Origin of the sequence: Mycobacterium cajalii (genome assembly GCF_045809005.2) — a bacterium.
Lineage (GTDB): Bacteria > Actinomycetota > Actinomycetes > Mycobacteriales > Mycobacteriaceae > Mycobacterium.
In genome coordinates, this window is the sequence record NZ_CM141436.1 from 5,022,552 (window position 1) to 5,048,463 (window position 25,912).

General features: G+C 69.0%; 17 protein-coding genes and 3 pseudogenes. 15 read left to right on the forward strand and 5 right to left on the reverse strand.

Annotation, left to right across the window (positions count from 1 at the left end; genetic code table 11):
• The first annotated feature begins 688 nt into the window (after window positions 1-688).
• The 6 genes and pseudogenes from ACJ512_RS23805 to ACJ512_RS23830 all read left to right on the forward strand — a co-directional run bounded on the left by ACJ512_RS23805 (window position 689) and on the right by ACJ512_RS23830 (window position 6,361).
• Window positions 689-1,999, forward strand: a complete 1,311-nt coding sequence (locus ACJ512_RS23805; RefSeq protein ID WP_461479864.1) for an ISL3 family transposase — start codon at window positions 689-691, stop codon at window positions 1,997-1,999.
• A 325-nt stretch (window positions 2,000-2,324) separates the two neighbouring features.
• Window positions 2,325-3,098, forward strand: a complete 774-nt coding sequence (locus tag ACJ512_RS23810; protein WP_407689725.1) for a response regulator transcription factor — start codon at window positions 2,325-2,327, stop codon at window positions 3,096-3,098.
• The gene (locus ACJ512_RS23815) at window positions 3,095-4,624 is read left to right on the forward strand and encodes a sensor histidine kinase (protein ID WP_407689726.1); all 1,530 of its coding nucleotides are present in this window, start codon (window positions 3,095-3,097) and stop codon (window positions 4,622-4,624) included. Before ACJ512_RS23810 ends, ACJ512_RS23815 begins: the two co-directional genes overlap by 4 nt.
• A 210-nt stretch (window positions 4,625-4,834) precedes the next feature.
• Window positions 4,835-5,439: pseudogene (locus tag ACJ512_RS23820) on the forward strand (PPE family protein); the annotation flags it as partial.
• Window positions 5,440-5,550: 111 nt separating this feature from the next.
• Window positions 5,551-5,820: pseudogene (locus ACJ512_RS23825) on the forward strand (PPE family protein, SVP subgroup); the annotation flags it as partial.
• Window positions 5,821-5,875: 55 nt separating this feature from the next.
• On the forward strand, window positions 5,876-6,361 hold the full coding sequence (locus tag ACJ512_RS23830; RefSeq protein ID WP_461480150.1) for a PE/PPE C-terminal domain-containing protein: 486 nt from the start codon (window positions 5,876-5,878) through the stop codon (window positions 6,359-6,361).
• 10 nt (window positions 6,362-6,371) lie between these two features.
• On the opposite strand, the gene ACJ512_RS23835 is transcribed toward ACJ512_RS23830, so the two are convergent.
• The 4 genes and pseudogenes from ACJ512_RS23835 to ACJ512_RS23850 all read right to left on the reverse strand — a co-directional run bounded on the left by ACJ512_RS23835 (window position 6,372) and on the right by ACJ512_RS23850 (window position 11,558).
• On the reverse strand, window positions 6,372-7,586 hold the full coding sequence (locus ACJ512_RS23835; protein ID WP_407689761.1) for a PPE family protein: 1,215 nt from the start codon (window positions 7,584-7,586) through the stop codon (window positions 6,372-6,374).
• Between the two features lie 70 nt (window positions 7,587-7,656).
• A complete protein-coding gene (locus ACJ512_RS23840) occupies window positions 7,657-8,517 on the reverse strand; it encodes a PE family protein (RefSeq protein ID WP_407689760.1) in 861 nt (286 codons plus the stop codon).
• Window positions 8,518-8,655: 138 nt separating this feature from the next.
• On the reverse strand, window positions 8,656-9,894 hold the full coding sequence (locus tag ACJ512_RS23845; protein ID WP_407689819.1) for an ISL3 family transposase: 1,239 nt from the start codon (window positions 9,892-9,894) through the stop codon (window positions 8,656-8,658).
• Between the two features lie 354 nt (window positions 9,895-10,248).
• Window positions 10,249-11,558: pseudogene (locus ACJ512_RS23850) on the reverse strand (ISL3 family transposase).
• A gap of 613 nt (window positions 11,559-12,171) precedes the next feature.
• On the opposite strand from ACJ512_RS23850, the gene ACJ512_RS23855 reads away from it, so the two are divergent.
• Both ACJ512_RS23855 and ACJ512_RS23860 read left to right on the forward strand, forming a co-directional pair.
• Window positions 12,172-13,893, forward strand: coding sequence for a transposase (locus ACJ512_RS23855; RefSeq protein ID WP_461479751.1), 1,722 nt, complete (start codon window positions 12,172-12,174; stop codon window positions 13,891-13,893).
• Window positions 13,894-14,140: 247 nt separating this feature from the next.
• Complete coding sequence (locus ACJ512_RS23860; protein WP_461479751.1) at window positions 14,141-15,862, forward strand: transposase; 1,722 nt, start codon at window positions 14,141-14,143, stop codon at window positions 15,860-15,862.
• A gap of 180 nt (window positions 15,863-16,042) precedes the next feature.
• Here the strand turns inward: ACJ512_RS23860 and ACJ512_RS23865 are convergent, their stop codons facing one another.
• Window positions 16,043-17,635, reverse strand: a complete 1,593-nt coding sequence (locus tag ACJ512_RS23865; RefSeq protein ID WP_461479865.1) for a Na+/H+ antiporter — start codon at window positions 17,633-17,635, stop codon at window positions 16,043-16,045.
• 384 nt (window positions 17,636-18,019) lie between these two features.
• On the opposite strand from ACJ512_RS23865, the gene ACJ512_RS23870 reads away from it, so the two are divergent.
• From ACJ512_RS23870 to ACJ512_RS23900, 7 genes are all read left to right on the forward strand, one after another.
• On the forward strand, window positions 18,020-19,459 hold the full coding sequence (locus tag ACJ512_RS23870) for a PPE family protein, SVP subgroup (protein WP_407685114.1): 1,440 nt from the start codon (window positions 18,020-18,022) through the stop codon (window positions 19,457-19,459).
• Between the two features lie 56 nt (window positions 19,460-19,515).
• Window positions 19,516-20,940 carry a PPE family protein, SVP subgroup gene (locus ACJ512_RS23875; protein ID WP_407685100.1) on the forward strand — a complete coding sequence of 475 codons (1,425 nt, stop codon included), beginning with the start codon at window positions 19,516-19,518 and terminating at the stop codon, window positions 20,938-20,940.
• Between the two features lie 96 nt (window positions 20,941-21,036).
• Window positions 21,037-21,150 carry a potassium ABC transporter ATPase gene (locus ACJ512_RS23880; protein ID WP_407685099.1) on the forward strand — a complete coding sequence of 38 codons (114 nt, stop codon included), beginning with the start codon at window positions 21,037-21,039 and terminating at the stop codon, window positions 21,148-21,150.
• Window positions 21,147-21,236 (forward strand): K(+)-transporting ATPase subunit F, encoded by a 90-nt coding sequence (gene kdpF, locus ACJ512_RS23885; protein ID WP_407685098.1) that lies wholly within the window; start codon window positions 21,147-21,149, stop codon window positions 21,234-21,236. The genes ACJ512_RS23880 and kdpF overlap by 4 nt, the downstream gene beginning before the upstream one ends.
• Window positions 21,236-22,906, forward strand: coding sequence for a potassium-transporting ATPase subunit KdpA (kdpA, locus tag ACJ512_RS23890; RefSeq protein ID WP_407685097.1), 1,671 nt, complete (start codon window positions 21,236-21,238; stop codon window positions 22,904-22,906). The genes kdpF and kdpA overlap by 1 nt, the downstream gene beginning before the upstream one ends.
• Complete coding sequence (gene kdpB / locus ACJ512_RS23895) at window positions 22,906-25,029, forward strand: potassium-transporting ATPase subunit KdpB (RefSeq protein WP_407685096.1); 2,124 nt, start codon at window positions 22,906-22,908, stop codon at window positions 25,027-25,029. Before kdpA ends, kdpB begins: the two co-directional genes overlap by 1 nt.
• A 1-nt stretch (window position 25,030) precedes the next feature.
• Window positions 25,031-25,906, forward strand: a complete 876-nt coding sequence (locus ACJ512_RS23900; protein ID WP_407685095.1) for a potassium-transporting ATPase subunit C — start codon at window positions 25,031-25,033, stop codon at window positions 25,904-25,906.
• Window positions 25,907-25,912: the final 6 nt, after the last annotated feature.

Genomic DNA, 25,912 nt, shown 5'->3' on the forward strand with positions numbered 1-25,912 from the left:
GTTTGCCGGCTATGTCACACGCCACACACATGCGGACGCCTCGCCGTCGGCCACCCCATCCGGCCGGCAACGGGACGACGACCCGCCTGCACCGCGCCACCACGACTCGATGCGCGACGGGGGCTGCGGCCCGGCGAGCCGTCACACCGCCCCGCCGCGCGGTAGGCGGCCGGCCGGCGCCACTTGTGCGCGGGCCACGCAGGACCCGCCACGGTCGGGTGATGGTCAGCCACCGGGGCGTGGCGCGGCGCCGGTTGCGTGAGAGGCGTCCCGGTCACCGGCTGGCCCCGGAAACACATTTGGACCTACCGACATTCGTCACAGCACGTAACCTTTTGTTAACGAAAGCCGGGACCCCGTTGTCCCCCGCCGTCCCGCGCACACCTGGGGCGACGACGGCGTCCGCCGAAGTGCAGCGCCTAATGGTCATCGAAACTCGTTCTCATGCCGCCGATTTGGTGAGCCTCACCTGAGAAACAGTCCGCTTCGTCAGGCTAACGACCATGCATCCCAGTATTTTTAGGAATTCGGCCAATCTCAAGCGCTCTGATACAACGCATATAGAACACATATTTGTGGCTCCCCTGACGCTTCCGTGGGTGGTTTTGTGCGCTGAGTAGGCGCACGTCGTTGTGGCTTAGGGTTTCTGGCTGTCAAAGGTCAGGAACCAAAGGAAGCGGGCAACGACGTGCGCAATGCGAGGTTATGGCGTGCGCTGCTGGGTGTCGATAGGCGCACGGTGGTCGAGGACATCGAATTCTGCGAGGAGGACGAGGGCGCCGAGGTGGTGGTGGCGCGGGTGCGCCCACGCAGCGGTGTTTCACAGCGTTGTGGGCGCTGTGGGAGCAAGGCGCCTTGGTATGACCGCGGGGAGGGTCTCCGCCGGTGGCGGGGCCTGGATTTGGGGACGGTGCAAGTGCTGTTGGAGGCCGAGGCGCCGCGGGTGAACTGCCCCACCCACGGGCCGACCGTGGTTGCGGTGCCGTGGGCGCGTCATCACGCCGGACACACGCTGGCCTTCGATGACACGGTGGCCTGGCTGGCGGTGGCTTGCTCGAAAACGGCGGTCTGCGAGTTGATGCGCATCGCGTGGCGCACCGTCGGGGCGATCGTGGCGCGGGTGTGGGCCGACACCGAAAAGACTGTTGATCGGTTTGCCAACCTACGCCGGATCGGCATCGACGAGATCTCCTACAAACGCCACCACAAGTACTTGACGGTGGTCGTTGACCACGACAGCGGGCATCTGGTCTGGGCCGCGCCGGGACGCGACAAGGCGACCCTGCGACGCTTCTTCGACGCTTTGGGTGCTGAGCGGGCCGCGTTGATCACCCACGTCTCCGCCGATGCCGCGGACTGGATCGCTGCCGTGGTCGCCGAACGCTGCCCGGACGCGATCCTGTGCGCCGATGCGTTTCATGTCGTGTCCTGGGCCACCGAGGCCCTTGATGCCGAGCGGCGCCGGGCCTGGAACGATGCGCGGACGCTGGCCCGTAGCGAGCCCAAACGCCGCCGCGGCCGCCCCGCCAACGACGCCGCACCCAGACCCGGACACGAGCAGGCCCGCCGACTCAAAGCCGCCCGCTACGCGCTGTGGAAAAACCCCGAAGACCTCACCGAACGCCAGAGCGCCAAGTTGGCCTGGATCGCCAAAACCGACACCCGGCTTTACCGCGCCTACCTTTTGAAAGAGGGCCTGCGGCATGTGTTCTCGGTCAAAGGCCAAGAAGGCAAAGACGCCCTCGATAAATGGACCTCCTGGGCGCGGCGCTGCCGCATCCCGGTGTTCGTCGAGCTGGCCCGCCGCATCGTGCGCCACCGTCAAGCCATCGACGCTGCCCTCGACCACGGCCTATCCCAAGGACTGATCGAATCCACCAACACCAAGATCCGGGTCCTGACCCGCATCGCATTCGGCTTCCACAACCCCGCCGCACTGATCGCCCTGGCCATGCTCGCCCTCGGCGGGCAGCGACCCGCCCTACCCGGCCGCGGCTGACACCCCCCACCAGGGCACCTCTCGGAGGGTGCCCCCTTCCCCGAGCGTTGCCGATTCTGCGCCACCCGCTCGTCGGCGTCCATGTCGTTCCGCCTCGCTGCGCTCGGGGGCTCCACATGGACCCCTCCCTACGCGAGGCAGCGCCAAAAGCAACTATCGCGGAAAGGACCAGACAAACGTCCAACCATCACCAGATCGGACCCACGGATGCGTCAGGAGAGCCATATTTGTCCGGCCCCTCCGGCCGCTCGCCGGGCACCGTTTCATTTGAGAACTCTATGAACTTCGTGACAACCGCGTGTGACGCTTGCGAGAATGCGGGAACATGACTGCAATGTCGCAACACGCAGGCAGCCAGCGGCCGCGCCAGGCCGTTCTCGGCCAGCTGCCCCGGATCTACCGCGCGGACGGATCACCGATTCGGGTTTTGCTGGTGGACGACGAGCCCGCGCTGACCAACCTGGTGAAGATGGCGCTGCACTACGAGGGCTGGGTCGTCGAAGTCGCCCACAACGGGCGCGAAGCCATCGCCAAGTTCGACACGGTCAACCCCGACGTGCTGGTCCTCGACATCATGCTGCCCGATGTCGACGGGCTGCGGATCCTCGAGCGGATCCGCGAGGCGGACGCCTACACCCCGACGCTGTTTTTGACCGCGCGCGATTCGGTCATGGACCGGGTCACCGGCCTGACGGCGGGCGCCGACGACTACATGACCAAGCCGTTCAGCCTCGAGGAACTCGTCGCCCGGCTGCGCGGACTGCTGCGCCGTTCCAGCCAACAACCCGCGCCGAACGCGGAGACCCTCAAGGTCGGCGACCTGCGGGTCGACACCGCCAGCCGCGAGGTCACCCGCGACGGCGCGCCGGTGTCGCTGTCCTCGACCGAGTTCGAACTGCTCAGGTTCCTCATGCGCAATCCGCGGCGGGTGCTCAGCCGCACCGAGATCCTCGACCGGGTCTGGAACTACGACTTCGCCGGCCGCACCAGCATCGTCGACCTGTACATCTCCTACCTGAGGAAAAAGATCGACTCCGGCAGGGAGCCGATGATCCACACCGTCCGCGGCGTCGGGTACATGCTGCGGCCGGCGGAATGACCCGCCAGCGCAACACGCCCTGGTGGCTCCCCCGCTCGCTGCGCCGCCAGCTGCTGCTCGGCGTGCTCGCCGTGGTCAGCGTGGTGCTGGTGGCCGTCGGCGTCGTCTCGGTGGTCAGCCTGCGCGGCTACGTCACCGCGATGAACGACGAAGACGTCGCCGAGTCCCTGGAGGCGTTGAGCAACTCCTACAACAGGTACCGCGACGGCGAACACACCTGGGAGCATGCCGGCACCCCACCGCTGGGGCAGGCAATGCTGGAGTTCACCGACCAGACGCCGGGCAACGTCATCGCCGTGCTGCGCGACGGCACCGTCATCGGCTCGGCGGTCTTCTCCGAGGCCGAGGCGCGGCCCGCACCGCCCGACGTGGTGCGTGCCCTCGAAGCGCGGTCGCAGGCCGACGGGCGACCACGAACGGAACGCCTGGGCAGCCTGGGCTCCTACCGGGTGGCCAGCCACCTCGACGGCTCCGACCGGCTTCTGGTCGGGCTGTCGCTGCAGCGCGCCGACAAGATCATCACCCGCAAACAGGTCACCACCGCGGCGCTGGTCGCGGCCGCCCTGGCGCTGACCGCGGGGCTCACCGTCTGGGTGGTCGGGTACACGCTTCGCCCACTGCGCCGGCTGACCGCCACGGCGGCGGAGGTCGCCGCGATGTCGCTGACGGACGGTGACCAGCGCATCAGCGTGCGGGTGTCACCGGAGGACACCGACCCGGACAACGAGGTCGGCATCGTCGGCAACACGCTCAACCGGTTGCTGGACAACGTCGACAGCGCGCTGGCTTATCGCGCCGAATCCGACCTGCGGATGCGCCAGTTCATCACCGACGCCAGCCACGAACTGCGCACCCCCCTCGCGGCGATTCAGGGCTACGCCGAACTGACCCGCCAGGACAGCTCGGAGCTGCCGCCGACCACCGAATACGCGCTGGCGCGCATCGAGTCGGAGGCACAGCGCATGGGGGTGCTCGTCGAGGAGTTGCTGCTGTTGTCGCGGCTGGGCGAAGGCGTGGATCTGCATCCCGAAGACGTCGACCTGGCCGGGCTGGTGACCGATGCGGTGAACGACGCGGCGGTCGCGGCGCCGACCCACCACTGGGTCACGGAGCTGCCCGACGCGCCGGTGTGGGTCCGCGGCGACCCGGCCCGGCTGCACCAGCTCGTCAGCAACCTGCTCGGCAACGCCCGGGTGCACACGCCCCCCGGCGTCACCGTGACGACCAGGATCGCCTGCCACGTGGTCCCCGAAGGCGGATCCGGCACGCCCTACGCCGAACTCAGCGTCGCCGACGACGGGCCCGGCATCGACCCGGCTTTGCTCCCCCGGTTGTTCGAGCGGTTCGCCCGCGCGAACACGTCCAGGTCGAACGGGTCGGGCATCGGGCTCGGGCTGGCCATCGTCAGTTCGATCGTCAAGGCACATACCGCCACGGTCACCGCCGAATCCGCCGACGGCCGAACGGTCTTTAGGGTGCGCATCCCGATGATCGACCCGCCTGTCCCGGCGCGCACGCCCGGCTGAGCCGGCGCGTCGCACACCGGAAAGCGTTGCGCCCCAGCAGCTGCGCTCCCGCCAGGGGTTCAGGACCGCTCTCGCGTTCGCCTTTCGCGACGCCCTCCCCTCCCCGCCGACGCCAAAGCGAACCGCCGGAGCCGTTTACCGGACCAGCTCCCGGGTAAGCGGCTAGCGGCAACTGCGGCCGTGTCGAATTGCGGCCAGGGAAAGGTGCGGATGGATTTTGGGCTTCTACCGCCGGAGGTCAACTCCGGCCGGATGTATGCCGGCCCCGGCACGGGCCCGATGCTCGCCGCATCCGCGGCCTGGCCGCCGAGCTGCACTCCACCGCGGCGTCCTATTCGGCGGTGATCTCGGAGCTGGCCGCCGGGTGGCAGGGCCCGACGTCGGCCGCGATGGCCGCCGCCGCCGCACCGTACGCGGCATGGATGAGCGCCACGGCCGCCCAGGCCGAGCAAACCGCCGCCCAGGCCAAAGCGGCTGTGGCCGCCTATGAAAGCGCCTTTGCGGCAACGGTTCCACCGCCGGTGATCGCGGCCAACCGCAGCCTGCTGATGGCGCTGGTCGCGACGAACTTCCTGGGGCAGAACACCGCGGCGATCGCGGCCACCGAGGCGCAGTACGCCGAGATGTGGGCCCAGGACGCCGCGGCGATGTACGGCTACGCCGGCCAGTCGGCGACGGCCGCCCAGGTGACGCCGTTCCGGGCGCCGCCCCAGACCACCAACCCCGGCGGTCCCGCCCAGCAAGGCGCTGCGGTCGCCCAGGCCACGGGCACGCGGGCGGCGACCGCCGCGGTCCCGCAGACGCTGGCGACGAGCTTCCTCAACGCCACCATCGGGCCGTAGACCCCGTCGAAGGTCTACGACCCGCTCGGCACCTTCTACGACTTGGGCGTCCAGAGCTTTCTGGTACCCTTCAACAACTTTCAGATGCAGCAGTCATACCTCAGCGCCCTCGGTGGCACCGGCGGCGCCGGTCCGGCCAGTGCGCTGCGCGCATTCGATCCGGTGCCGCCGGGCGCGCTCGGGTCGGGGATACGCGCGGTGGGCTCGGCCGTCTCGACGGATGTGGGCCACGCGGGCGTGATCGGAAACCTGTCGGTGCCCCAAGGCTGGGCCAGTGCCGCCCCCGCGATCCGGCCGGTCGCCACCGTGTTGCCGCAGAACGGCTTTGGCGCCGTGCCCGCCCGTCGCGGGGCCCGCCGCGGCCGCGCCGACGGTGTCGGCGAGCCTGGGGCAGGCGGCCGCACCGGCGATGTCGGCGGGTGTGGCGCGGGCGGGCGTGGTGGGCGGGCTGTCGGTCCCGCCGAGCTGGACCGCGGCCACCCCGACGGTTCGCCTGGCCGCGACGGTGTTGCAGAGCACCGGCCCGGCCGCCCCGCTGGTCGCGGCCGGCGACAGCGGCGTGTTCGGCCAGATGGCGCTCGGCGGCCTGGCCGGTGGCGTCTCCGGCGGCGCCGCATCCCGAGCTAAGACGAGAGTCGTTGCGCGCGAGAAGGACTCGAGTGAATCCGATACCGACGAGGCGGATGACGCCGAGGACAAGGCCGGCACGAAGCAGGACAAGCTCAACCGGGTCCTGGCGGAGCTGTCGACGAACCCGGAGTCGGTGCAGCACTGGCACACCGACAGGGCGCACCCCGACGGTCTGCTCGAGCAGCTGTCGTCCAAGCCCGGCGTCCACACGGTGCACGTGTCGTCGCGCTACACACCGCAACCGCCCCGGCCCCGGTGGGGTTGAACCGGTCGTCCTACACGAGAACCTGTTTCGGCATCACGGTGGGCTTGACCCCGTAGCGTGGTGCCGCGCCATAGCCCCCGCCGCGGCCGGCCGCGTTGGCGATGGCCGGCATACCGCTGGCCACCGTCATGTCGCCGCCCTCTTCGGCAGGCGCCGTCCAGCCCGAGCCGGCGAGCTCCGTCGCACCGGTGTCGGCCGGGGTGGCCACGGACCAGCCCGCGGGCACGGACATGCCGCCGACCGTGGAGGCCTCGCCCATCCCCGCCAGCACCGGCGCCCCGCCGGCGCCCGCGGAACCCGCTGTGCTCGCCAACGTTCCGCTGCCCAGACCGGCGCTCAAGCTGCTGGTGGACGCGGAAGAAACGGCGCTGACGGCCTGACCGGCGAAGAAGACGTGCCCGGAGAGTATTCCGGCCACCGCGCCGTTGAACGCGTTCCACGAGGCGACATCGAAGAACCCGGTAGTGCTGTTCAACACCAGGTTGTTGTCCAGGATCTGGTTCAGTGGGCCGCCGGTCAGGACGTTCTCGATGGTACTCAGGCTTTGCGCGGGTGATGCAGCCGCGGACGTCGGTGCGCCCAGTGACTGCACGGCGTTGGGCACGTTGGCGACCAGCCCATTGAGACCCGCCGTCTGCGAACCGTTCGCCGCCGCCTGGGAAGCCGCGGCAGCTTGCGCACCCGAACCCCCGGGGTTGGTGGCGGGCGTCGGTGGGTGTAGCGGGTCCAGCCTGCCCGCCGCGGCCGAGGATGCGGCGTAGCCGTACATGGCGGCGGCGTCCTGGGCCCACATCTCGGCGTACTGGGCCTCGGTGGCCGCGATCGCCGGGGTGTTCTGCCCGAGGAAATTCGTCGCGACCAGGGCGGCCAGCTGGGCCCGGTTGGTCGCGACGACCGGTGGGGGCACGGTCGCCGCGAACGCCGTTTGGTAGGCGGCCGCAGACGCCATGGCCTCCGTTGCCGCCAGTCGGGCGGCCGCCGCGGTGTTCTCCATCCACGCCACGTAGGGCGCGGCCGCCGCGGCCATCGCCGCCGAGGACGGCCCCAGCCACTGCCCACCGGTCAGCTCCGAGACCACCGACTGGCTGGCGGCGGCCGTCGTGCCCAACTCGGCGGCCAGGTTGTTCCACGCCGCCGCGGCGGCCATCATCGGCCCGGCCCCGGCGCCGGTGTACATGCGTGCGGAGTTGACCTCCGGGGGCAGCGCCCCGAAATCGAAAACCATTTCTACGATCCTTTGCCTTGGTCGAAGTGATTGCGATTTTGTCGAACTGACGCGTTTGCCAGCGGCCGTCCTACACGACTGTGGGCTTGGGCATGACGGTGGGTTTCGCCCCATAGCGCGGTGCACCCAGGCCGAGACCGCCGCGCCCGGCGTTGGCCATCGACGGCACGCCCGCCGGCAAAGCCGTCACCGACCCGGCGTGGGGCGCAGGAGCAGCCCAGCCCTCGCCGACCAACGCCGCGGGGGCCGGGCTGACAGCCGGGGCGGCGGCCGCGGCCCAGCTGGGCGGCACCGACATGCCGCCGAGAGAGGATGCCTGGCCCAAACCCGCCAGCACGCTTCCCCCCGAGCCCGCCGGGCTGACGCTGCCCATCAATCCCGCAGCAATGTAGTCGGGGATTTCCGAAGCTTTGAATTCAGAAGCCCCCGGCCAGAAGGCGCCGGCGGCCAAGGTGAAGAAGTCGGACGCGGCGGCGCCGACGGTCTGAGTCCAGTTGATCGGGGTGCCCAGGGCGGAGCCCGCCGACGTCGACACGAGGTTACTTCCCGAAAGCGTGCTGAGGAGGGAGGAGAGCGATGGGGCGGCCGGGGCCGACGTGGGCGCCGCGCCGGCAAGCCCCGACAGCGCCGACGACGCAGTCGCCGCATGATTGGCCGCCTCGGTCGTCCCGTAGGAACCGGCGCTGCTGCCCAAGGTGTTCACCAGCATCTGGTGGATCGCCGCCGCTTGGGCACTGACCGCCTGGTACAAGTTGCCGTACGCGGCGAACTGGGTCGCCTGCAATACCGATACCTCGTCGGCGGCCGCGGGAACCAGACCCGTGGTGGGTGCCGCCGCGGCCGCGTTCTCGGCGGCCATGGAGGTGCCGAGGTGCTGCAGCGTGCTCGCCGCAGCCGACAACGCCTCCGGCTGCGTAGTAACGAAGGACATGGGCTTCTCCTTACGAAAACGCGCCGGCCAGTGGGAGGTCGGCGAAGGATGTTGTGTTGTACGGCAGAACCCGCGAGAGCTAGGTACCCGCAAACGCGAGAAATATTTATGGCTCTATTGCCATGAATGTGGATGACCTCATGTGTGGTATGGGAGCTCGAGGGTGACCGGTCCGCAGACGAGCATGATCATGGCGAGCGCGTTCTCGGCGCTGTGGAAGCCATAGGCCCTGCGGATGATCAACCGGACCTTGTTGTTGAGCCCTTCGTGGCGGCCGTTGGCCAGACCGCGCTCGACCGCGGCGTGGATGCCGTCGAGGTGTTTCTTGATGGTTCGGCCGACCTTGACGAACTGCGGTATCCGGCACCGCTGCGCCCAAGCACACCATTTGTCCAGCATGTGGGTGACGGTGTTGGTGTCGAGGTCCCCGGCGAACACCGCCCGCAGCGATTCCTTGAGTTCGTAGGCACGCACCAGTGCGCCGCCCTCACGTTTGAGCTGGGCGAGGGTGGCCTGCTGTGTGTCGGTGAGGGATCCGGGATTCTTCAGCAGCGCCCAGCGGGCTCCCTTGTAGGTTTTGGCGATCTGCTTGTCCGACAGCGTGCGCGCGGACTGCCACACCTGACGGCGCACCTCATCGAGGGCATCGGTGGCCAGCTTGACGACATGGAACGGATCGAAACAGATCACCGCCTGCGGGGCATGCGCGCGAACAGATTTCGCGAACGCCGGCCCGAGATCCATCGACACCGCCTGGATCTTCTTCGCGCCGTCGGCGGGCAGAGCCTCGGTGAAGAACACGTCGAGAGTGGCCGCATTCTTGCCGGGTGCACCCCACACGATTTTGCCGGTGTCGTGGTTGGATACCAGCGTCAAGTACTTGTGGTGCTTGCGCCAGGAGATCTCATCGACACCGATGTCGACCAGCCCACTGAGCCGGTCGGTGTCCAGTTTTTCGGCCATGACGCGCGAACACATCGCCCCGACGGTGCGCCACGCGACGCGGCAAAAGGTCGACACCGTCTTCTTGTCACACTTGGTGGCCAACCAGACCACAAGGTCCTCGAAGTCGCGGGTGAACCCCGACCCCGGCCGCGCGAACGGCACCGACTCGGCCAGCACACCGTGCTCGGGGCAGCGCAACCGGCGTCGCCGCAGCTTGAGCACACATACTTGCCCGCTCAGGTCCAGGTGCCGCCACGTGGAATCCACATCCCGTGTGTCGTAGCGATGCCGGGTGCGGAAATCGCAATGCGGACAGGACATCACCCGTTGTTGCGGGCGCACCCACAGCGTCGCCTCGGCACCGAATTCGACGTCGCGGATCGTGGTCTTCGGCAGGTGAACGAGACGGTTGAGTAAGGTGGTCGCGCGCACGGGCAAGCTCCTTGGTACGAGGTTTTGGAGCTTTCGAACCTATGGGCTGCCCGTGCGCCCAGGCCGTCACGCCACGCGAGACATAGCACACCCCACCCGACCCACATTCATGGCAATAGAGCCATATTTATGGCTCTCCTGACGCATCCGTGGGTCCGATCTGGTGATGGTTGGACGTTTGTCTGGTCCTTTCCGCGATAGTTGCTTTTGGCGCTGCCTCGCGTAGGGAGGGGTCCATGTGGAGCCCCCGAGCGCAGCGAGGCGGAACGACATGGACGCCGACGAGCGGGTGGCGCAGAATCGGCAACGCTCGGGGAAGGGGGCACCCTCCGAGAGGTGCCCTGGTGGGGGGTGTCAGCCGCGGCCGGGTAGGGCGGGTCGCTGCCCGCCGAGGGCGAGCATGGCCAGGGCGATCAGTGCGGCGGGGTTGTGGAAGCCGAATGCGATGCGGGTCAGGACCCGGATCTTGGTGTTGGTGGATTCGATCAGTCCTTGGGATAGGCCGTGGTCGAGGGCAGCGTCGATGGCTTGACGGTGGCGCACGATGCGGCGGGCCAGCTCGACGAACACCGGGATGCGGCAGCGCCGCGCCCAGGAGGTCCATTTATCGAGGGCGTCTTTGCCTTGTTGGCCTTTGACCGAGAACACATGCCGCAGGCCCTCTTTCAAAAGGTAGGCGCGGTAAAGCCGGGTGTCGGTTTTGGCGATCCAGGCCAACTTGGCGCTCTGGCGTTCGGTGAGGTCTTCGGGGTTTTTCCACAGCGCGTAGCGGGCGCCTTTGAGTCGGCGGGCCTGCTCGTGTCCGGGTCTGGGTGCGGCGTCGTTGGCGGGGCGGCCGCGGCGGCGTTTGGGCTCGCTACGGGCCAGCGTCCGCGCATCGTTCCAGGCCCGGCGCCGCTCGGCATCAAGGGCCTCGTGGCCCAGGACACGACATGAAACGCATCGGCGCACAGGATCGCGTCCGGGCAGCGTTCGGCGACCACGGCAGCGATCCAGTCCGCGGCATCGGCGGAGACGTGGGTGATCAACGCGGCCCGCTCAGCACCCAAAGCGTCGAAGAAGCGTCGCAGGGTCGCCTTGTCGCGTCCCGGCGCGGCCCAGACCAGATGCCCGCTGTCGTGGTCAACGACCACCGTCAAGTACTTGTGGTGGCGTTTGTAGGAGATCTCGTCGATGCCGATCCGGCGTAGGTTGGCAAACCGATCAACAGTCTTTTCGGTGTCGGCCCACACCCGCGCCACGATCGCCCCGACGGTGCGCCACGCGATGCGCATCAACTCGCAGACCGCCGTTTTCGAGCAAGCCACCGCCAGCCAGGCCACCGTGTCATCGAAGGCCAGCGTGTGTCCGGCGTGATGACGCGCCCACGGCACCGCAACCACGGTCGGCCCGTGGGTGGGGCAGTTCACCCGCGGCGCCTCGGCCTCCAACAGCACTTGCACCGTCCCCAAATCCAGGCCCCGCCACCGGCGGAGACCCTCCCCGCGGTCATACCAAGGCGCCTTGCTCCCACAGCGCCCACAACGCTGTGAAACACCGCTGCGTGGGCGCACCCGCGCCACCACCACCTCGGCGCCCTCGTCCTCCTCGCAGAATTCGATGTCCTCGACCACCGTGCGCCTATCGACACCCAGCAGCGCACGCCATAACCTCGCATTGCGCACGTCGTTGCCCGCTTCCTTTGGTTCCTGACCTTTGACAGCCAGAAACCCTAAGCCACAACGACGTGCGCCTACTCAGCGCACAAAACCACCCACGGAAGCGTCAGGGGAGCCATATTTATTGCCGCCCTGGCACGCGCGGGGCAGCCCCTAGCCGGCCGCGCCGGCTCGCGGCAATGAGCGGTCTGCCGACTCCGCCGTGCCGAACCCCCGCCAATGCACGGCAACATAACCCGCGGCGCACCGGTGGTGTCCGGCGAGCCCGTGGACACCTTCCGGCAGCCCGAAAATTGTTCAGCCTCAAGGTGTTAGGCGCGCGAACAGGCACCCGCGCAGTCGGACCTGTCGCGCCGTGCAAGCGCCGGCCTGGCGTGGTGGGCCATCAGCTCGCGGTCAGATTCAGGGCGGCCCGGGCAGTCACTCACCGTGCGCTCACGGCGATACCGCGCACCGATTTTTACACCAGACTGCGTGTCCGACGCAGCGAAAGCGTTCCGGCAGGGCGCCCGTCGACGCCCGCTGCCGGCAACGAGTTGACGACCCCTGCCCCTAGGTGGCTGGTGTTTTTCGCGTGGCGTTGACCGGGTAATCGGGTGCGGTCGGCGAGAATGGTTGGGTGAGTTTGGGTTTGACGCCGAAACAGGCGGATTTGTGGCGGTCGACGGTGGATTTCTGCGAGGGCCGGGTGGCGCCGGACTCGATTTACAGCGTGCTGCACCGGGAGTGCTTCAACTTGTTCGGCGATGAAATGTTCGCCGACTTGTTCACCGATGTCGGCCGGCGCAGCGTGCCGCCGATGATTGTGGCGGTGGTGATGGTGTTGCAGCGCATCGAGGGGCTTTCGGATCGGGAGGCGGTGGATCGGTTCGCGTTCGACGCGCGGTGGAAGTATGCCGCGGGCGGGCTGGACTTCGATTATCCGGGGTTTGTGCACACCGTGTTGGTGGACATGCGCGCGAGGCTGGCCCGCTCGGATCGCCCGGACCGGATCTTTGAGGTCACCCTGCAAGCGGCCAAGGCGGCCGGGCTGGTGGGCCGTAAGCGGGTGCTGGACTCGACCCCGCTGTATGACGCGGTGGCCACCATGGACACGGTCACATTGATCCGCTCGGCGATCCGGGGACTGCTGGCGGTCGCCGGCGCGGAGCTGCAACCCGCGCTGCGGGCGCGGCTGTCCCGCGACGACGACTACGTCAGCGCCGGCAAACCGGTGTGTGACTACGACGACGTGGCGGCGCGCGAGGCGCTGGTGGACGCGCTGGCCCGCGACGCGTCTGCGCTGCTGGCCTGCCTGGATGAGCAGGCGCTGAAGCCCGAGGTGGACAAGGCGGCCAAACTGTTGGCCACCGTGGTCGGCCAGGACCTCGACCAAGACGCCGCCGACGGGATATTCCGCATCGCGCGCCGTGTGGCCGCCGATCGGGTGATCTCCACGGTGGACCCGCAGGCACGCCACGGCCACAAGACCTCCGCGCGGGGTTTCGACGGATACAAGGGTCACATCGCGATCGACCCCGACGCCGAGATCATCACCGCCACCGAAGTCACCGCCGGCAACGCCGGCGACGCCCAACCCGCCACCGACCTGCTGGCCGGCGACCTACCCACTCCGGTGACCAGCGACACCAACACCGCCGACGGAGATTGCGTTGATCCTCAGGACGACTCGAGCCTCGGTGCAAGTGCTGGCACGACGACCGCGGCCGGCGCGGTCGGTGATGGTGATGGCGACGGGAGCGCCCCCAGCGTGTGCGGAGCCCAAGACCAGCGATGCCCGGCGGTTTACGGCGACGCCGCCTACGGTGCGGGCAAACTGCTGGCCGTGTTGGAAACCGCGGGCGCGGAAATCTTCACCAAGGTGCAGCCACCGACCGCGCCGGGTGGCCGCTACGCCAAGGACCGCTTCGTCATCGACCTCGACGTCGGCACGGTCACCTGCCCGGGCGCGGTGACCGTGCCGATCCGCCCGGCCAAGGGCGGCGGCGGCAACGCGGTGTTCGGCCCGGCTTGCGCCTGCTGCCCACTGGCCGAGCAGTGCACCAGCTCAACCGCCGGGCGCACCATCGCGATCAGCCGCTACGAGGCCGAACTCACCCGTGCTCGCACCACCCAAGCAGATCCGGGCTGGGTCGCCGACTACAAGGCCACCCGGCCGAAAGTGGAACGCAAGATCGGCCACCTGATGCGCCGCCGCCACGGCGGCCGCCGTGCGCGCGTGCGCGGCACCACCAAGGTCGCCGCCGATTTCTCCCTGCTGGCCGCCGCGATCAACCTCGCACGCCTGGGTGTGCTCGGATTACACCGGGAAGGCGCAAACTGGGCCGCCGCCACGACCTGAGGCCGGTCGGCGATGCCAACCGGCCCACCAGGACCGCCTGTAGACCAGCCAAGCAACGGAATCGCCAATCCCGACAACCGAATTCACCTGAGCTAGGAACCGCTCACGACCACACGAGCATCGCCCAATAGCCCGACCGGTCAACCAGTGCCCCCACAATGGCCGTTCGACACCAGCCACCTAGGTGGCTGGTGTTTTTCGCGTGGCGTTGACCGGGTAATCGGGTGCGGTCGGCGAGAATGGTTGGGTGAGTTTGGGTTTGACGCCGAAACAGGCGGATTTGTGGCGGTCGACGGTGGATTTCTGCGAGGGCCGGGTGGCGCCGGACTCGATTTACAGCGTGCTGCACCGGGAGTGCTTCAACTTGTTCGGCGATGAAATGTTCGCCGACTTGTTCACCGATGTCGGCCGGCGCAGCGTGCCGCCGATGATTGTGGCGGTGGTGATGGTGTTGCAGCGCATCGAGGGGCTTTCGGATCGGGAGGCGGTGGATCGGTTCGCGTTCGACGCGCGGTGGAAGTATGCCGCGGGCGGGCTGGACTTCGATTATCCGGGGTTTGTGCACACCGTGTTGGTGGACATGCGCGCGAGGCTGGCCCGCTCGGATCGCCCGGACCGGATCTTTGAGGTCACCCTGCAAGCGGCCAAGGCGGCCGGGCTGGTGGGCCGTAAGCGGGTGCTGGACTCGACCCCGCTGTATGACGCGGTGGCCACCATGGACACGGTCACATTGATCCGCTCGGCGATCCGGGGACTGCTGGCGGTCGCCGGCGCGGAGCTGCAACCCGCGCTGCGGGCGCGGCTGTCCCGCGACGACGACTACGTCAGCGCCGGCAAACCGGTGTGTGACTACGACGACGTGGCGGCGCGCGAGGCGCTGGTGGACGCGCTGGCCCGCGACGCGTCTGCGCTGCTGGCCTGCCTGGATGAGCAGGCGCTGAAGCCCGAGGTGGACAAGGCGGCCAAACTGTTGGCCACCGTGGTCGGCCAGGACCTCGACCAAGACGCCGCCGACGGGATATTCCGCATCGCGCGCCGTGTGGCCGCCGATCGGGTGATCTCCACGGTGGACCCGCAGGCACGCCACGGCCACAAGACCTCCGCGCGGGGTTTCGACGGATACAAGGGTCACATCGCGATCGACCCCGACGCCGAGATCATCACCGCCACCGAAGTCACCGCCGGCAACGCCGGCGACGCCCAACCCGCCACCGACCTGCTGGCCGGCGACCTACCCACTCCGGTGACCAGCGACACCAACACCGCCGACGGAGATTGCGTTGATCCTCAGGACGACTCGAGCCTCGGTGCAAGTGCTGGCACGACGACCGCGGCCGGCGCGGTCGGTGATGGTGATGGCGACGGGAGCGCCCCCAGCGTGTGCGGAGCCCAAGACCAGCGATGCCCGGCGGTTTACGGCGACGCCGCCTACGGTGCGGGCAAACTGCTGGCCGTGTTGGAAACCGCGGGCGCGGAAATCTTCACCAAGGTGCAGCCACCGACCGCGCCGGGTGGCCGCTACGCCAAGGACCGCTTCGTCATCGACCTCGACGTCGGCACGGTCACCTGCCCGGGCGCGGTGACCGTGCCGATCCGCCCGGCCAAGGGCGGCGGCGGCAACGCGGTGTTCGGCCCGGCTTGCGCCTGCTGCCCACTGGCCGAGCAGTGCACCAGCTCAACCGCCGGGCGCACCATCGCGATCAGCCGCTACGAGGCCGAACTCACCCGTGCTCGCACCACCCAAGCAGATCCGGGCTGGGTCGCCGACTACAAGGCCACCCGGCCGAAAGTGGAACGCAAGATCGGCCACCTGATGCGCCGCCGCCACGGCGGCCGCCGTGCGCGCGTGCGCGGCACCACCAAGGTCGCCGCCGATTTCTCCCTGCTGGCCGCCGCGATCAACCTCGCACGCCTGGGTGTGCTCGGATTACACCGGGAAGGCGCAAACTGGGCCGCCGCCACGACCTGAGGCCGGTCGGCGATGCCAACCGGCCCACCAGGACCGCCTGTAGACCAGCCAAGCAACGGAATCGCCAATCCCGACAACCGAATTCACCTGAGCTAGGAACCGCTCACGACCACACGAGCATCGCCCAATAGCCCGACCGGTCAACCAGCGCCCCCACAATGGCCGTTCGACACCAGCCACCTAGGACCGCCGGAGCCTGGCCATCTCCAGGTCGACGTCTCGTTCGAGGCTGCGCAGCAGGGTCGCGTTGATCTTGCCTTCGCGCCGCAGACCCAGCATCACCGACCGCTCGATGTCGAGCAGCCGGAGCCGCAAGTCGTTATAGCGTTGCGCCTCCTCGGCATTGTCCTCCGGACGGCATCGTTCGTCATCGCCCGGGGCCGCGATCTCGAGGCGCCGCACCCTGGCCTCGTACCTGGCACGGACCGATTCGACGGCCGCATCGGTGTCCTCCTCGCCGCCGCCGTCGACATTGTTCTGCAGCCACTCCAGCGCGGCGCAGGCCGCCTTCAACCGGGCCTGGTTCTCCTCGGTCTGGAAATCCTCGGCCCTGAGCCGCAATCGGCGCAGCACCCAGGGCAGGCTCACACCCTGCACGAGCAGGCTCATCACGATCACCACCGCAGCGACCAGGATCACCAGCGTGCGGTCGGGAAACGGTGAACCGTCGGCACGCCGCAACGGGATCGCGAGCGCCGCGGCCAGCGACACACCGCCGCGCATCCCGGCCCAACCCAGAACCAGCCGTTCCCGCCAGAAGGCACCGCTGTGCGCACGTCCGCGCAGCCTCGCGACGGCGGGCCCGGACAGGATCCACACCAGCCGCAACCCGATCACCACGGCGACCACCGCCGCCGCCACACCCAAAAGGTGCAGCGCGGGCTTGCCCGGCACCAGGTGCACGTCGCGCACCAGGATCACGCCCAGCAGCAGGAACAGCGCCGAGTTCAGCAGGAATACCAGCACGTCGAAGAATGCCAGCGCCTCCAGCCGGCCACCGGGCTTGAAGATGGCGCTCAGGTGCGAGCCCGTGTAGACCCCGGCGGCAACGGTGGCCAGCACCCCCGACAGGTGCGCGGCCTCCGCGGCCGCATACGTGAAGTACGGGGTCGCCAGCGAAATGGTGATCTGCAGCAGCGGTTGCTCGATGCGCCGTCGCACCCGCACGAGCAACCAGGCAACGGCGAGGCCGAGCACCGCACCGCCGGCGGGGGCCGCCAGCAGCTTCACCGCGAGGTCACCGACGTGCACCTCGCCCTGCACGGCGGCGCTCAGCGCGCCCCCGTAAAGCACCAGGGCCACCCCGTCATCGGTGAGCCCCTCCCCCTCGACGATCGTCGACAGCCGCTCCGGCACGTCCAGCCGCCTGAAGACCGAGGTGGCCGACACCGGGTCGGTCGGCGCGACCACCACGCCCGCGACCAACGCCGCCGCCAGGGGCAGGCCGGCGAGACCGACCAGAACGCCGCCGACCGCCGCCGTGGTCACCACCACCAGTCCCACCGCCAGCAGCCCGATCGACCGCGCGTTGGCCCGCAGGTCGTCGGGCGCGATGAACAACGCCGCGTAATACACCAGGGGCGGCAGGAACAGGTAGAAGACGATCTCCGGCGAGGCGTCCGGCGTTCCCACCCACGGCACCAGGTAGAACAACGCCCCGACACCCACCAGCGGAACCGGATACGGTACGCCGACCCGCTCGGCCGCCCACACCGCCGCCGCGGCCAGCAGCGGGCCGCAGATCAGCAGGATGGTGTAGTCGAAGGGAATCACATCCGTACCTCTCACTCTCAGCGCGGCAGCTGGTGGGCCGGCCCGGCCGCGCTGGGATCACATCGCTGACTCCAGGCCTGGTTACCCCGGTGCATTGCGTGCTTAACGACGGGCCCGGCGGCGCCGCGGCGAACAAAAGCGTTGTTTACCGGCCATCACAGCGGGAAAGTTTGCACCAGTCGGTTATACGGTGGAGACCGCAAACGCCACTGCGACCCCCAACGGAAGGGGGCGCCGCCGCCCATCGACGAAGTTGTCGGCCCGCGGACCGCGCCAGACCACGTAGTTCGCAAACCGTTCTCGGTCGACGCGGAGACCCGCAACGAGTCGTATGCTACCTGCGCCGCAAACGCAGTCGCGGCCAGCAAGAGGAGGGGTGCCGTACTGGACTTCGCGGCGTTACCACCGGAGATCAACTCGGCGCGGATGTACAGCGGTCCGGGATCGGGATCCCTGCTGGCCGCTGCCGCGGCCTGGGACAAACTGGCCGCCGACCTGCACCTGACCGCGGCGTCGTACGGGTCGGTCATCTCCGGGCTGACCTCCGGGCCGTGGTCGGGTCCGGCGTCGGCGTCGATGGCGGCCGCGGCCGCCCCGTACGTGGCATGGCTGAACGGCAGCGCTGCGCAGGCCGAGGAAGCCGCGTTGCAGGCCCGGGCAGCCGCCGCCGCGTACGAGCAGGCTTTGGCCGCGACGGTCCCGCCGGGACTGGTCGCGGCAAACCGCACCCGGCTGCTGACGCTGGTGGCAAAGAACACGTTCGGGCAGTACACGGCCGCGATCGCCGCCGTGGAAGCGCAGTACGCCGAGATGTGGGCCCACGACGCCGCCGCGATGTACGGCTACGCGGGCTCGTCGGCGGCGGCGACCGCGATGGCGCCGTTCACCAACCCGCCGCAAACCACCGATCCCAGCGGGTCCGCCAACCAGGCCGCCGCCGCGGGGCAGGCGTCCGCCACCTCCGCCGGGACCGTGCAGAGCGCCGTATCGAGCGCACCGCAAGCATTTTCGGCGGTGCCCGGCGCCCTGCAGAGCCTGGCGGCCGCGACGTCGGCGCAGGCCGTGGACCCGACGACCGTGCTGGAGATCATCAGCGACCTGATCACAATTTTCCTCGACGCACCGGCCAACCTGGCGACGCTGTTCATCGACACACCGCTGGCCCCCCTGGCGGCGGTGTCGCTGCCCCTCGACATCATCGGCGCCGGGACCGGTTTGCACACCGACGACATCGTCAGCGGCTGGGACGGCGAGCAGTCCTGGCCGTTCTCCGGGGATCGGCCCCCCACGGATTTCCCGGCGAAGATCACGGGTCCCATCGAGCCGGCGGCGACGTCGGCGGCGGCGACGTCGGCGCAGCTGTCGGCCGGTCTGGGCGAGGCGAACACGGTCGGGGCACTGTCGGTGCCGCCCACGTGGACCATCGCCACACCGGCCGTACAACCCGTTGCCGTGACGCTGCCCGCGCTGCCGGCCGCCGCCGTCAGCGCGGCGGCCGCCGAGGCCGCGGAAGTCGGGTCGGGCAGCACCTTCGGCGAGATGGCAACGGCGGGTATGGCCGGGCGTGCCATGGCCGGGACGGTGGGCACCGGGGCGGGGAAAGGTGGCCGCACAGCGACCTCAGGCGCCCGTGTGCGCGCCGGTGCCACCGGTACGAGCGAGGGTGCCGCGCCGGTCGCCGGCGACGGAGCCTCGCAGGACAAGCCGCGCAACGTGGTGACCGGGGTCGCGGCCGAGCTACGCGAGTTCGCAAAGCTGCGCGACGAGGGGATTTTGACCGACGAGGAGTACACGGAACAGAAGAACCGCCTGCTCGGGCGGTGATCCAGGCAGCACCGTTCGGGTGAGCACCAACTTTCTGGGACGAGAGACACGCAGCGATGGATTTCGGGATTTATCCACCGGAGATCACCTCCGGACGGATGTATACCGGTCCTGGAGCGGGGCCCATGCTGGCCGCCGCGGCGGCCTGGGATGAGGTGGCCTTCGAACTGCACTCGGCGGCGGCGGCGTATCGGTCGGTGATCTCGGAGCTGAACGCGTCCTGGTCGGGTCCGTCGTCGATGGCGATGGTGGCTGCGGCGACCCCCTACGCGGCGTGGTTGCAAACGACCGCCACCCGGGCCGAGGACACCGCGGCCCGGGCCCAGGCGGCGGTTGCCGCCTACGAAACGGCGTTCGCGGCGACGGTGCCGCCGCCGGCGATCGCGGCGAACCGCAGCCTGCTGCTGGCGCTCGTGGCGACCAACTTCTTCGGGCAGAACACGCCGGCGATCGCGGCGACCGAGGCGCAGTACGCCGAAATGTGGGCCCAGGACGCCGTGGCGATGTACGGCTACGCGGGGTCGTCCGCGGCGGCGACAACGCTGACGCCGTTCGACCCGCCTCGGCAGAACACCGATCTCGCCGGGCCGGCCGGCCAGGCCACCGCGGTCGGCGACGCCGCCGGCACCCCGGCCGGCAACGTCCAAAACACCGTTTCGATTGTACCGCAAGCACTTTCGGCGGTTCCCAGCACACTGCAGGCCGTCGCATCGGCGGCGCCGACGCCCGCAGCCGCCCCACCGGGCCCGCTCACCGCGCTCAATCTGACGAGCTACCTGCTCGCGATTTTTCTGTCCGCGCCGGGCGACGTGGCCGAGTTTTTGGGCAACGCCCCGTTCCTGATCTTGTCGGTGCCGGATCTTTTCCCCACCATCATCATCGACACCGGGACGGCCGTGCACACCGACGACATTCTCAGCGGCTGGCAAGGGGTCAAGTCCTGGCCATGGCTAACTCCGAAGCCTCCCACGGAGTTTCCCGCGATCATCACGGACCCGGGCTCCTTGGCAGGGGCGGGCGTCTCGGCGGGCCTGGGCCAGGCGAACACGATCGGGTCGATGTCCGTTCCGGGGGCATGGACCGTCACCGCACCGGCGGTGCGCCCCGTCGCGCTGAGGTTGCCGGCACTGCCGGAAACGACCGTCGCCGCCGCCGAGGAGACCATGGAAGCCGGGTCGGGAAGCTCGTTCAGCCAGATGGCGTTGGGTGGGATGGCCGGCGCCAGCATGGGCGGCGCGGCGGGCTCCGGTACCGACGGTGACGGCGGCAAGCCGGCGACCGGCACCCGTGCGGCCCCGCGCGCCCCGCGCACCGACAACCGTGCGGCCGCTACCGGCACCGGGGAAACGTCGCCCCGCGAACCGCGGACCGTGGTCACCGGGATCGCTGCCAGGATCCGGGAGATCACGAAGCTGCGCGACGCCGGCGACCTGACCGACGAGGAATACGCCGAACAAAAGAACCTCTTGCTCGGGCGCTGAACCCGACGCGAGGGCGTTAGGAAGCCGTTAGGAATGTCTCGACCAATGGCCCTTCCGGACGGCGCCGTCTAGTTTCAAGCTGATGTGCCTTGACGGATGCACGAACCGGCGCGGAACGGAGACGGGATGGGCGTGTTGGCATTCATCGTGCTGACGGTGGTTGTGTTCGCCGCGCTGGGCCTGGCCCAGAAGTTGGTCGAGCGGCTGTGAGCTACGAGAACGTCGTCGGCCTGGTGCTCTCGATCCTGCTGGCGCTCTTCCTCTTTGGTGCGCTTCTCTTCCCGGAGCGGTTCTAGTGGACACAACAATAGCGGGGATCGTTTTCCTCGCCGCTCTCGTCGTGGCACTGGTGGTGGTGCATGTGCCCCTGGGCGACTACATGTTTCGCGTGTACACCGCGGAACGGGACTCCTACGCCGAGAAGGCGATCTACCGGCTGATCGGCGTCGATTCGCGCTCGGAGCAGTCGTGGGGCCCCTACGCCCGCAGCGTCCTGGCGTTCTCGGCGGTCAGCATCCTCTTCCTGTTCGTGTTCCAGCTCGTGCAGGACAAGTTGCCGTTGCATCTGCACCACCCGGCCACCGCCATGACCCCGTCGCTGGCGTGGAACACCGCGGTCAGCTTCGTCACCAACACCAACTGGCAGGCCTACTCGGGCGAGTCGACGCAGGGCCATCTGGTGCAGATGGCCGGGCTGGCCGTGCAGAACTTCGTCTCGGCCGCCGTCGGCATGGCGGTGGCGATCGCGCTGGTACGCGGGTTCGCCCGCAAGCGCACCGGTGACCTGGGCAACTTCTGGGTGGACCTGGTGCGCGGCACGCTGCGCATCCTGTTGCCCATCGCGACCGTCGGCGCGATCGTGCTGATCGCCGGCGGCGCGATCCAGAACTTCCACCTCGACGACCAGGTCGTCACCACCCTGGGCGGCGCCCACCAGACGATCACCGGCGGACCGGTCGCCAGTCAGGAGGCCATCAAGGAACTCGGCACCAACGGCGGCGGCTTCTACAACGCCAACTCCGCGCACCCGTTCGAGAACCCGACCGCCTGGACCAACTGGGTGGAGATCTTCCTGATCGCGGTGATCGCGTTCTCCCTGCCCCGGACGTTCGGTCGCATGGTCGGCAGCACCCGGCAGGGCTTCGCGATCGCCGGCGTCATGGCGGCGCTGGCGCTGCTCAGCTTCAGCGTGACGATGTGGATGCAACTGCAGCACCACGGCACCGTGCCGGGTTCGGCCGGTGCCGCGATGGAGGGGGTCGAACAGCGCTTCGGTGTCGCCGACTCGGCCGTGTTCGCCGTGACGACCACGCTGACGTCGTGCGGGGCCGTCGACTCGTTCCACGACTCCTACACCAGCCTCGGGGGCATGATGACGATGTTCGACATGCAGCTCGGCGAGGTCGCCCCCGGCGGGGTGGGGTCCGGCCTGTACGGCATGCTGATCCTTGCGGTGATCACCGTGTTCATCGCGGGGCTGATGGTGGGGCGCACCCCGGAATACCTCGGTAAGAAGATCACTCCCCGCGAAATCAAGTTCGCCGCAACGTATTTCCTGGTGTCGCCGCTCATCGTGCTGGTCGGCACCGCGACCGCGATGGCGCTGCCGGGGGAACGCGCGGCGATGCTCAACGGCGGCCCGCACGGCCTGTCGGAGGTGCTGTACGCGTTCACCTCCGCCGCCAACAACAACGGGTCGGCGTTTGCCGGGCTGTCCGTCGACACCGACTGGTACAACACCGCGCTGGGGCTGGCCATGGTGTTCGGCAGGTTCCTGCCGATCGTGCTGGTGCTCGCCCTGGCCGGTTCGCTGGCCAAGCAGGGCGGCACGCCGGACTCGGCCGGCACGCTGCCCACCCACCGACCGCAGTTCGTCGGGATGGTCGCCGGTGTCACGCTGATCCTGGTCGCCCTCACGTTCCTGCCGATGCTGGCGCTCGGGCCCCTCGCCGAAGGAATTCACTGATGACGGCGACTCATTCGGGCCGCAAACAGGTGCAGGGCGGCCTGCTCGACCCGAAGATGCTGTGGCGGTCCGCGCCGCAGGCGCTGCGCAAACTCGACCCGCGCACGCTGTGGCGCAACCCGGTGATGTTCGTCGTGGAAATCGGCGCCGTCTGGAGCACCGTGCTCGCGGTGGTAAACCCCACGTGGTTCGCCTGGCTGATCATGATCTGGTTGTGGCTGACCGTGCTGTTCGCCAACCTCGCGGAGGCGGTGGCCGAGGGCCGCGGCAAGGCCCAGGCCGAGACGCTGCGCAAAGCCAAGACCCAGACCATGGCCCGGCGGCTCAGGAACTGGCAGCCCGGCACCGCGACGTCGGGCGGCGTGGAGGAAGAAGTTCCCGCACCGGACCTGCAACAGGGCGACATCGTCGTCGTCGAGGCCGGACAGGTGATACCGGGCGACGGCGACGTGCTGGAAGGCATTGCGTCGGTGGACGAATCGGCGATCACCGGCGAATCGGCGCCGGTGATCCGGGAATCCGGCGGGGACCGGTCGGCGGTCACCGGCGGCACCACCGTGCTCAGCGACCGGATCGTCGTCAAGATCACCCAGAAGCCCGGGCAGAGCTTCATCGACCGGATGATCGCGCTCGTCGAGGGCGCCAACCGGCAGAAGACGCCCAACGAGGTCGCGCTGAACATCCTGCTGGCCGCCCTGACGATCATCTTCGTGTTCGCCGTCGCGACCCTGCAGCCGCTGGCGATCTACTCCAAGGCCAACAATCCCGGTGTCCCGAACACGCAGGCGCTGAGCTCAGGCGGCGTGACCGGCATCGTGATGGTGTCGTTGCTGGTGTGCCTGATCCCGACGACCATCGGCGCGCTGCTGTCGGCCATCGGCATCGCCGGCATGGACCGGCTGGTGCAGCGCAACGTGCTCGCGATGTCCGGGCGCGCCGTCGAGGCCGCGGGCGACGTCAACACGTTGCTGCTCGACAAGACCGGCACCATCACCCTCGGCAACCGGCAGGCGGCCGCCTTCCTCCCGGTCGACGGGGTCTCCCCCGAACAGCTGGCCGACGCCGCGCAACTGTCCAGCCTCGCCGACGAGACCCCGGAGGGGCGTTCGGTCGTCGTGTTCGCCAAGGAGCGGTTCGGGCTGCGCGCGCGCACCCCCGGCGAGCTCTCGCACGCCCACTGGGTGGCGTTCTCCGCCACGACCCGGATGTCGGGCGTCGACCTCGACGGCCACGAGCTCCGCAAGGGCGCCGCCAACTCGGTCGCCGAATGGGTTCGCGGGCACGGCGGCACGGTGCCCGCCCAGCTCGGCGACATCGTCGACGGCATTTCCGCAAGCGGCGGCACGCCGCTGGTCGTCGGGGAGCGCCGCGACGGCAAGGGTGCGATGCTCGGCGTGATCCACCTCAAGGACGTCGTCAAGCAGGGCATGCGCGACCGGTTCGACGAGATGCGCCGCATGGGCATCCGCACGGTGATGATCACCGGCGACAATCCGTTGACCGCCAAGGCGATCGCCGACGAGGCCGGCGTCGACGACTTCCTCGCCGAGGCCACCCCCGAGGACAAGCTCGCACTGATCAAGCGCGAACAGGAAGGCGGCAGGCTGGTCGCGATGACCGGTGACGGCACCAACGACGCGCCGGCCCTGGCACAGGCCGACGTGGGCGTGGCGATGAACACCGGCACCTCGGCCGCCAAAGAGGCCGGCAACATGGTGGATCTGGACTCCGACCCGACCAAGCTCATCGAGATCGTCGAGATCGGCAAGCAGCTGCTGATCACCCGCGGCGCGCTGACCACCTTCTCGATCGCCAACGACATCGCGAAGTACTTCGCGATCATCCCGGCGATGTTCGTCGCCCTGTTCCCCGGCCTGGACCTGCTCAACATCATGCGGCTGCACAGCCCGGAGTCGGCGATCCTGTCCGCGGTGATCTTCAACGCGATCATCATCGTGGCACTGATCCCCCTGTCGCTGCGAGGTGTGCGCTACACGCCGAGCAGCGCGTCGAAACTGTTGAGCCGCAACCTCTACGTGTACGGGCTCGGCGGCATCATCGCCCCGTTCATCGGCATCAAGCTGATCGACCTGATCGTCCAATTCGTCCCAGGGATGTCCTGACATGAACTTCTCGAGTTTCGTCCGCACCCACTGGGCGGCCCTGCGCACGCTGCTGGTGCTGACCGTGGTCACCGGTCTGGCCTACCCGTTGTTCGTCTGGCTTCTCGCCCAGATACCGGGACTGCACGACAAGGCCGAGGGATCGGTCCTGACCGCCAACGGCAGGCCGGTCGGCAGCAGGCTGATCGGTCAGCTGTTCACCGACTCCGACGGCAAGCCCCTGCCGCAGTACTTCCAGAGCCGGCCCTCGGCGGCGGGCGACGGCTACGACCCGCTGTCCTCGGGTGCGAGCAACCTCGGCCCGGAGAACATCGTCGACGCCCCGGGCAAGCCGAGCCTGCTCACGCAGGTGTGCTCGCGCAGCATCGCGGTGGGGCGCCTGGAGGGGGTGGACGGGTCGCGGCCGTTCTGCACGGGTGCCGGTGTGGGCGCGGTGCTTTCGGTGATCGGCCCGCGCGACGCGCGCGGCGACGTCGTCCACCCCAAGCGGGTGGTCAGCGTCAACGAACCCTGCGCGTCGACGCCGGCGCCGTTTCTGGACGGCTACGAGGGGGTGCGGGTCGAGTGCGCCAGGGAAGGCGAGGACTACTCGATCGGACAGATCGTGCCCGTCCGCGGCGCCGCGCCCGCCGACCCGGTCGTGCCCGCCGACGCCGTCACCGCCGGCGGCAGCGGCCTGGACCCGGACATCTCGCCCGCCTACGCCGACCTGCAGGTGGCGCGGGTGGCCAGAGCGCGTCACGTCGGCCCGGAGCAGATAAGCAAGCTCGTCGCGCAGAACCGGAATGGCCGCGCCCTCGGGTTTTTCGGCGAACCGACCGTCAACGTGCTGCGGCTCAACCTGCAACTCGACCACTGGTATCCGCTCACCAGCTGACCGCTG

What these genes read in the sequence shown, in the direction of transcription:
- ACJ512_RS23880 (WP_407685099.1), top strand. Translation starts at nt 21,037, where the DNA reads ATGCACGAACCGGCGCGGAACGGAGACGGGATGGGCGTGTTGGCATTC.
- ACJ512_RS23900 (WP_407685095.1), top strand. Translation starts at nt 25,031, where the DNA reads ATGAACTTCTCGAGTTTCGTCCGCACCCACTGGGCGGCCCTGCGCACG.
- ACJ512_RS23840 (WP_407689760.1), bottom strand. Translation starts at nt 8,517, where the DNA reads ATGTCCTTCGTTACTACGCAGCCGGAGGCGTTGTCGGCTGCGGCGAGC.
- ACJ512_RS23815 (WP_407689726.1), top strand. Translation starts at nt 3,095, where the DNA reads ATGACCCGCCAGCGCAACACGCCCTGGTGGCTCCCCCGCTCGCTGCGC.
- ACJ512_RS23835 (WP_407689761.1), bottom strand. Translation starts at nt 7,586, where the DNA reads ATGGTTTTCGATTTCGGGGCGCTGCCCCCGGAGGTCAACTCCGCACGC.
- kdpB (WP_407685096.1), top strand. Translation starts at nt 22,906, where the DNA reads ATGACGGCGACTCATTCGGGCCGCAAACAGGTGCAGGGCGGCCTGCTC.
- ACJ512_RS23830 (WP_461480150.1), top strand. Translation starts at nt 5,876, where the DNA reads ATGTCGGCGGGTGTGGCGCGGGCGGGCGTGGTGGGCGGGCTGTCGGTC.
- ACJ512_RS23875 (WP_407685100.1), top strand. Translation starts at nt 19,516, where the DNA reads ATGGATTTCGGGATTTATCCACCGGAGATCACCTCCGGACGGATGTAT.
- ACJ512_RS23810 (WP_407689725.1), top strand. Translation starts at nt 2,325, where the DNA reads ATGACTGCAATGTCGCAACACGCAGGCAGCCAGCGGCCGCGCCAGGCC.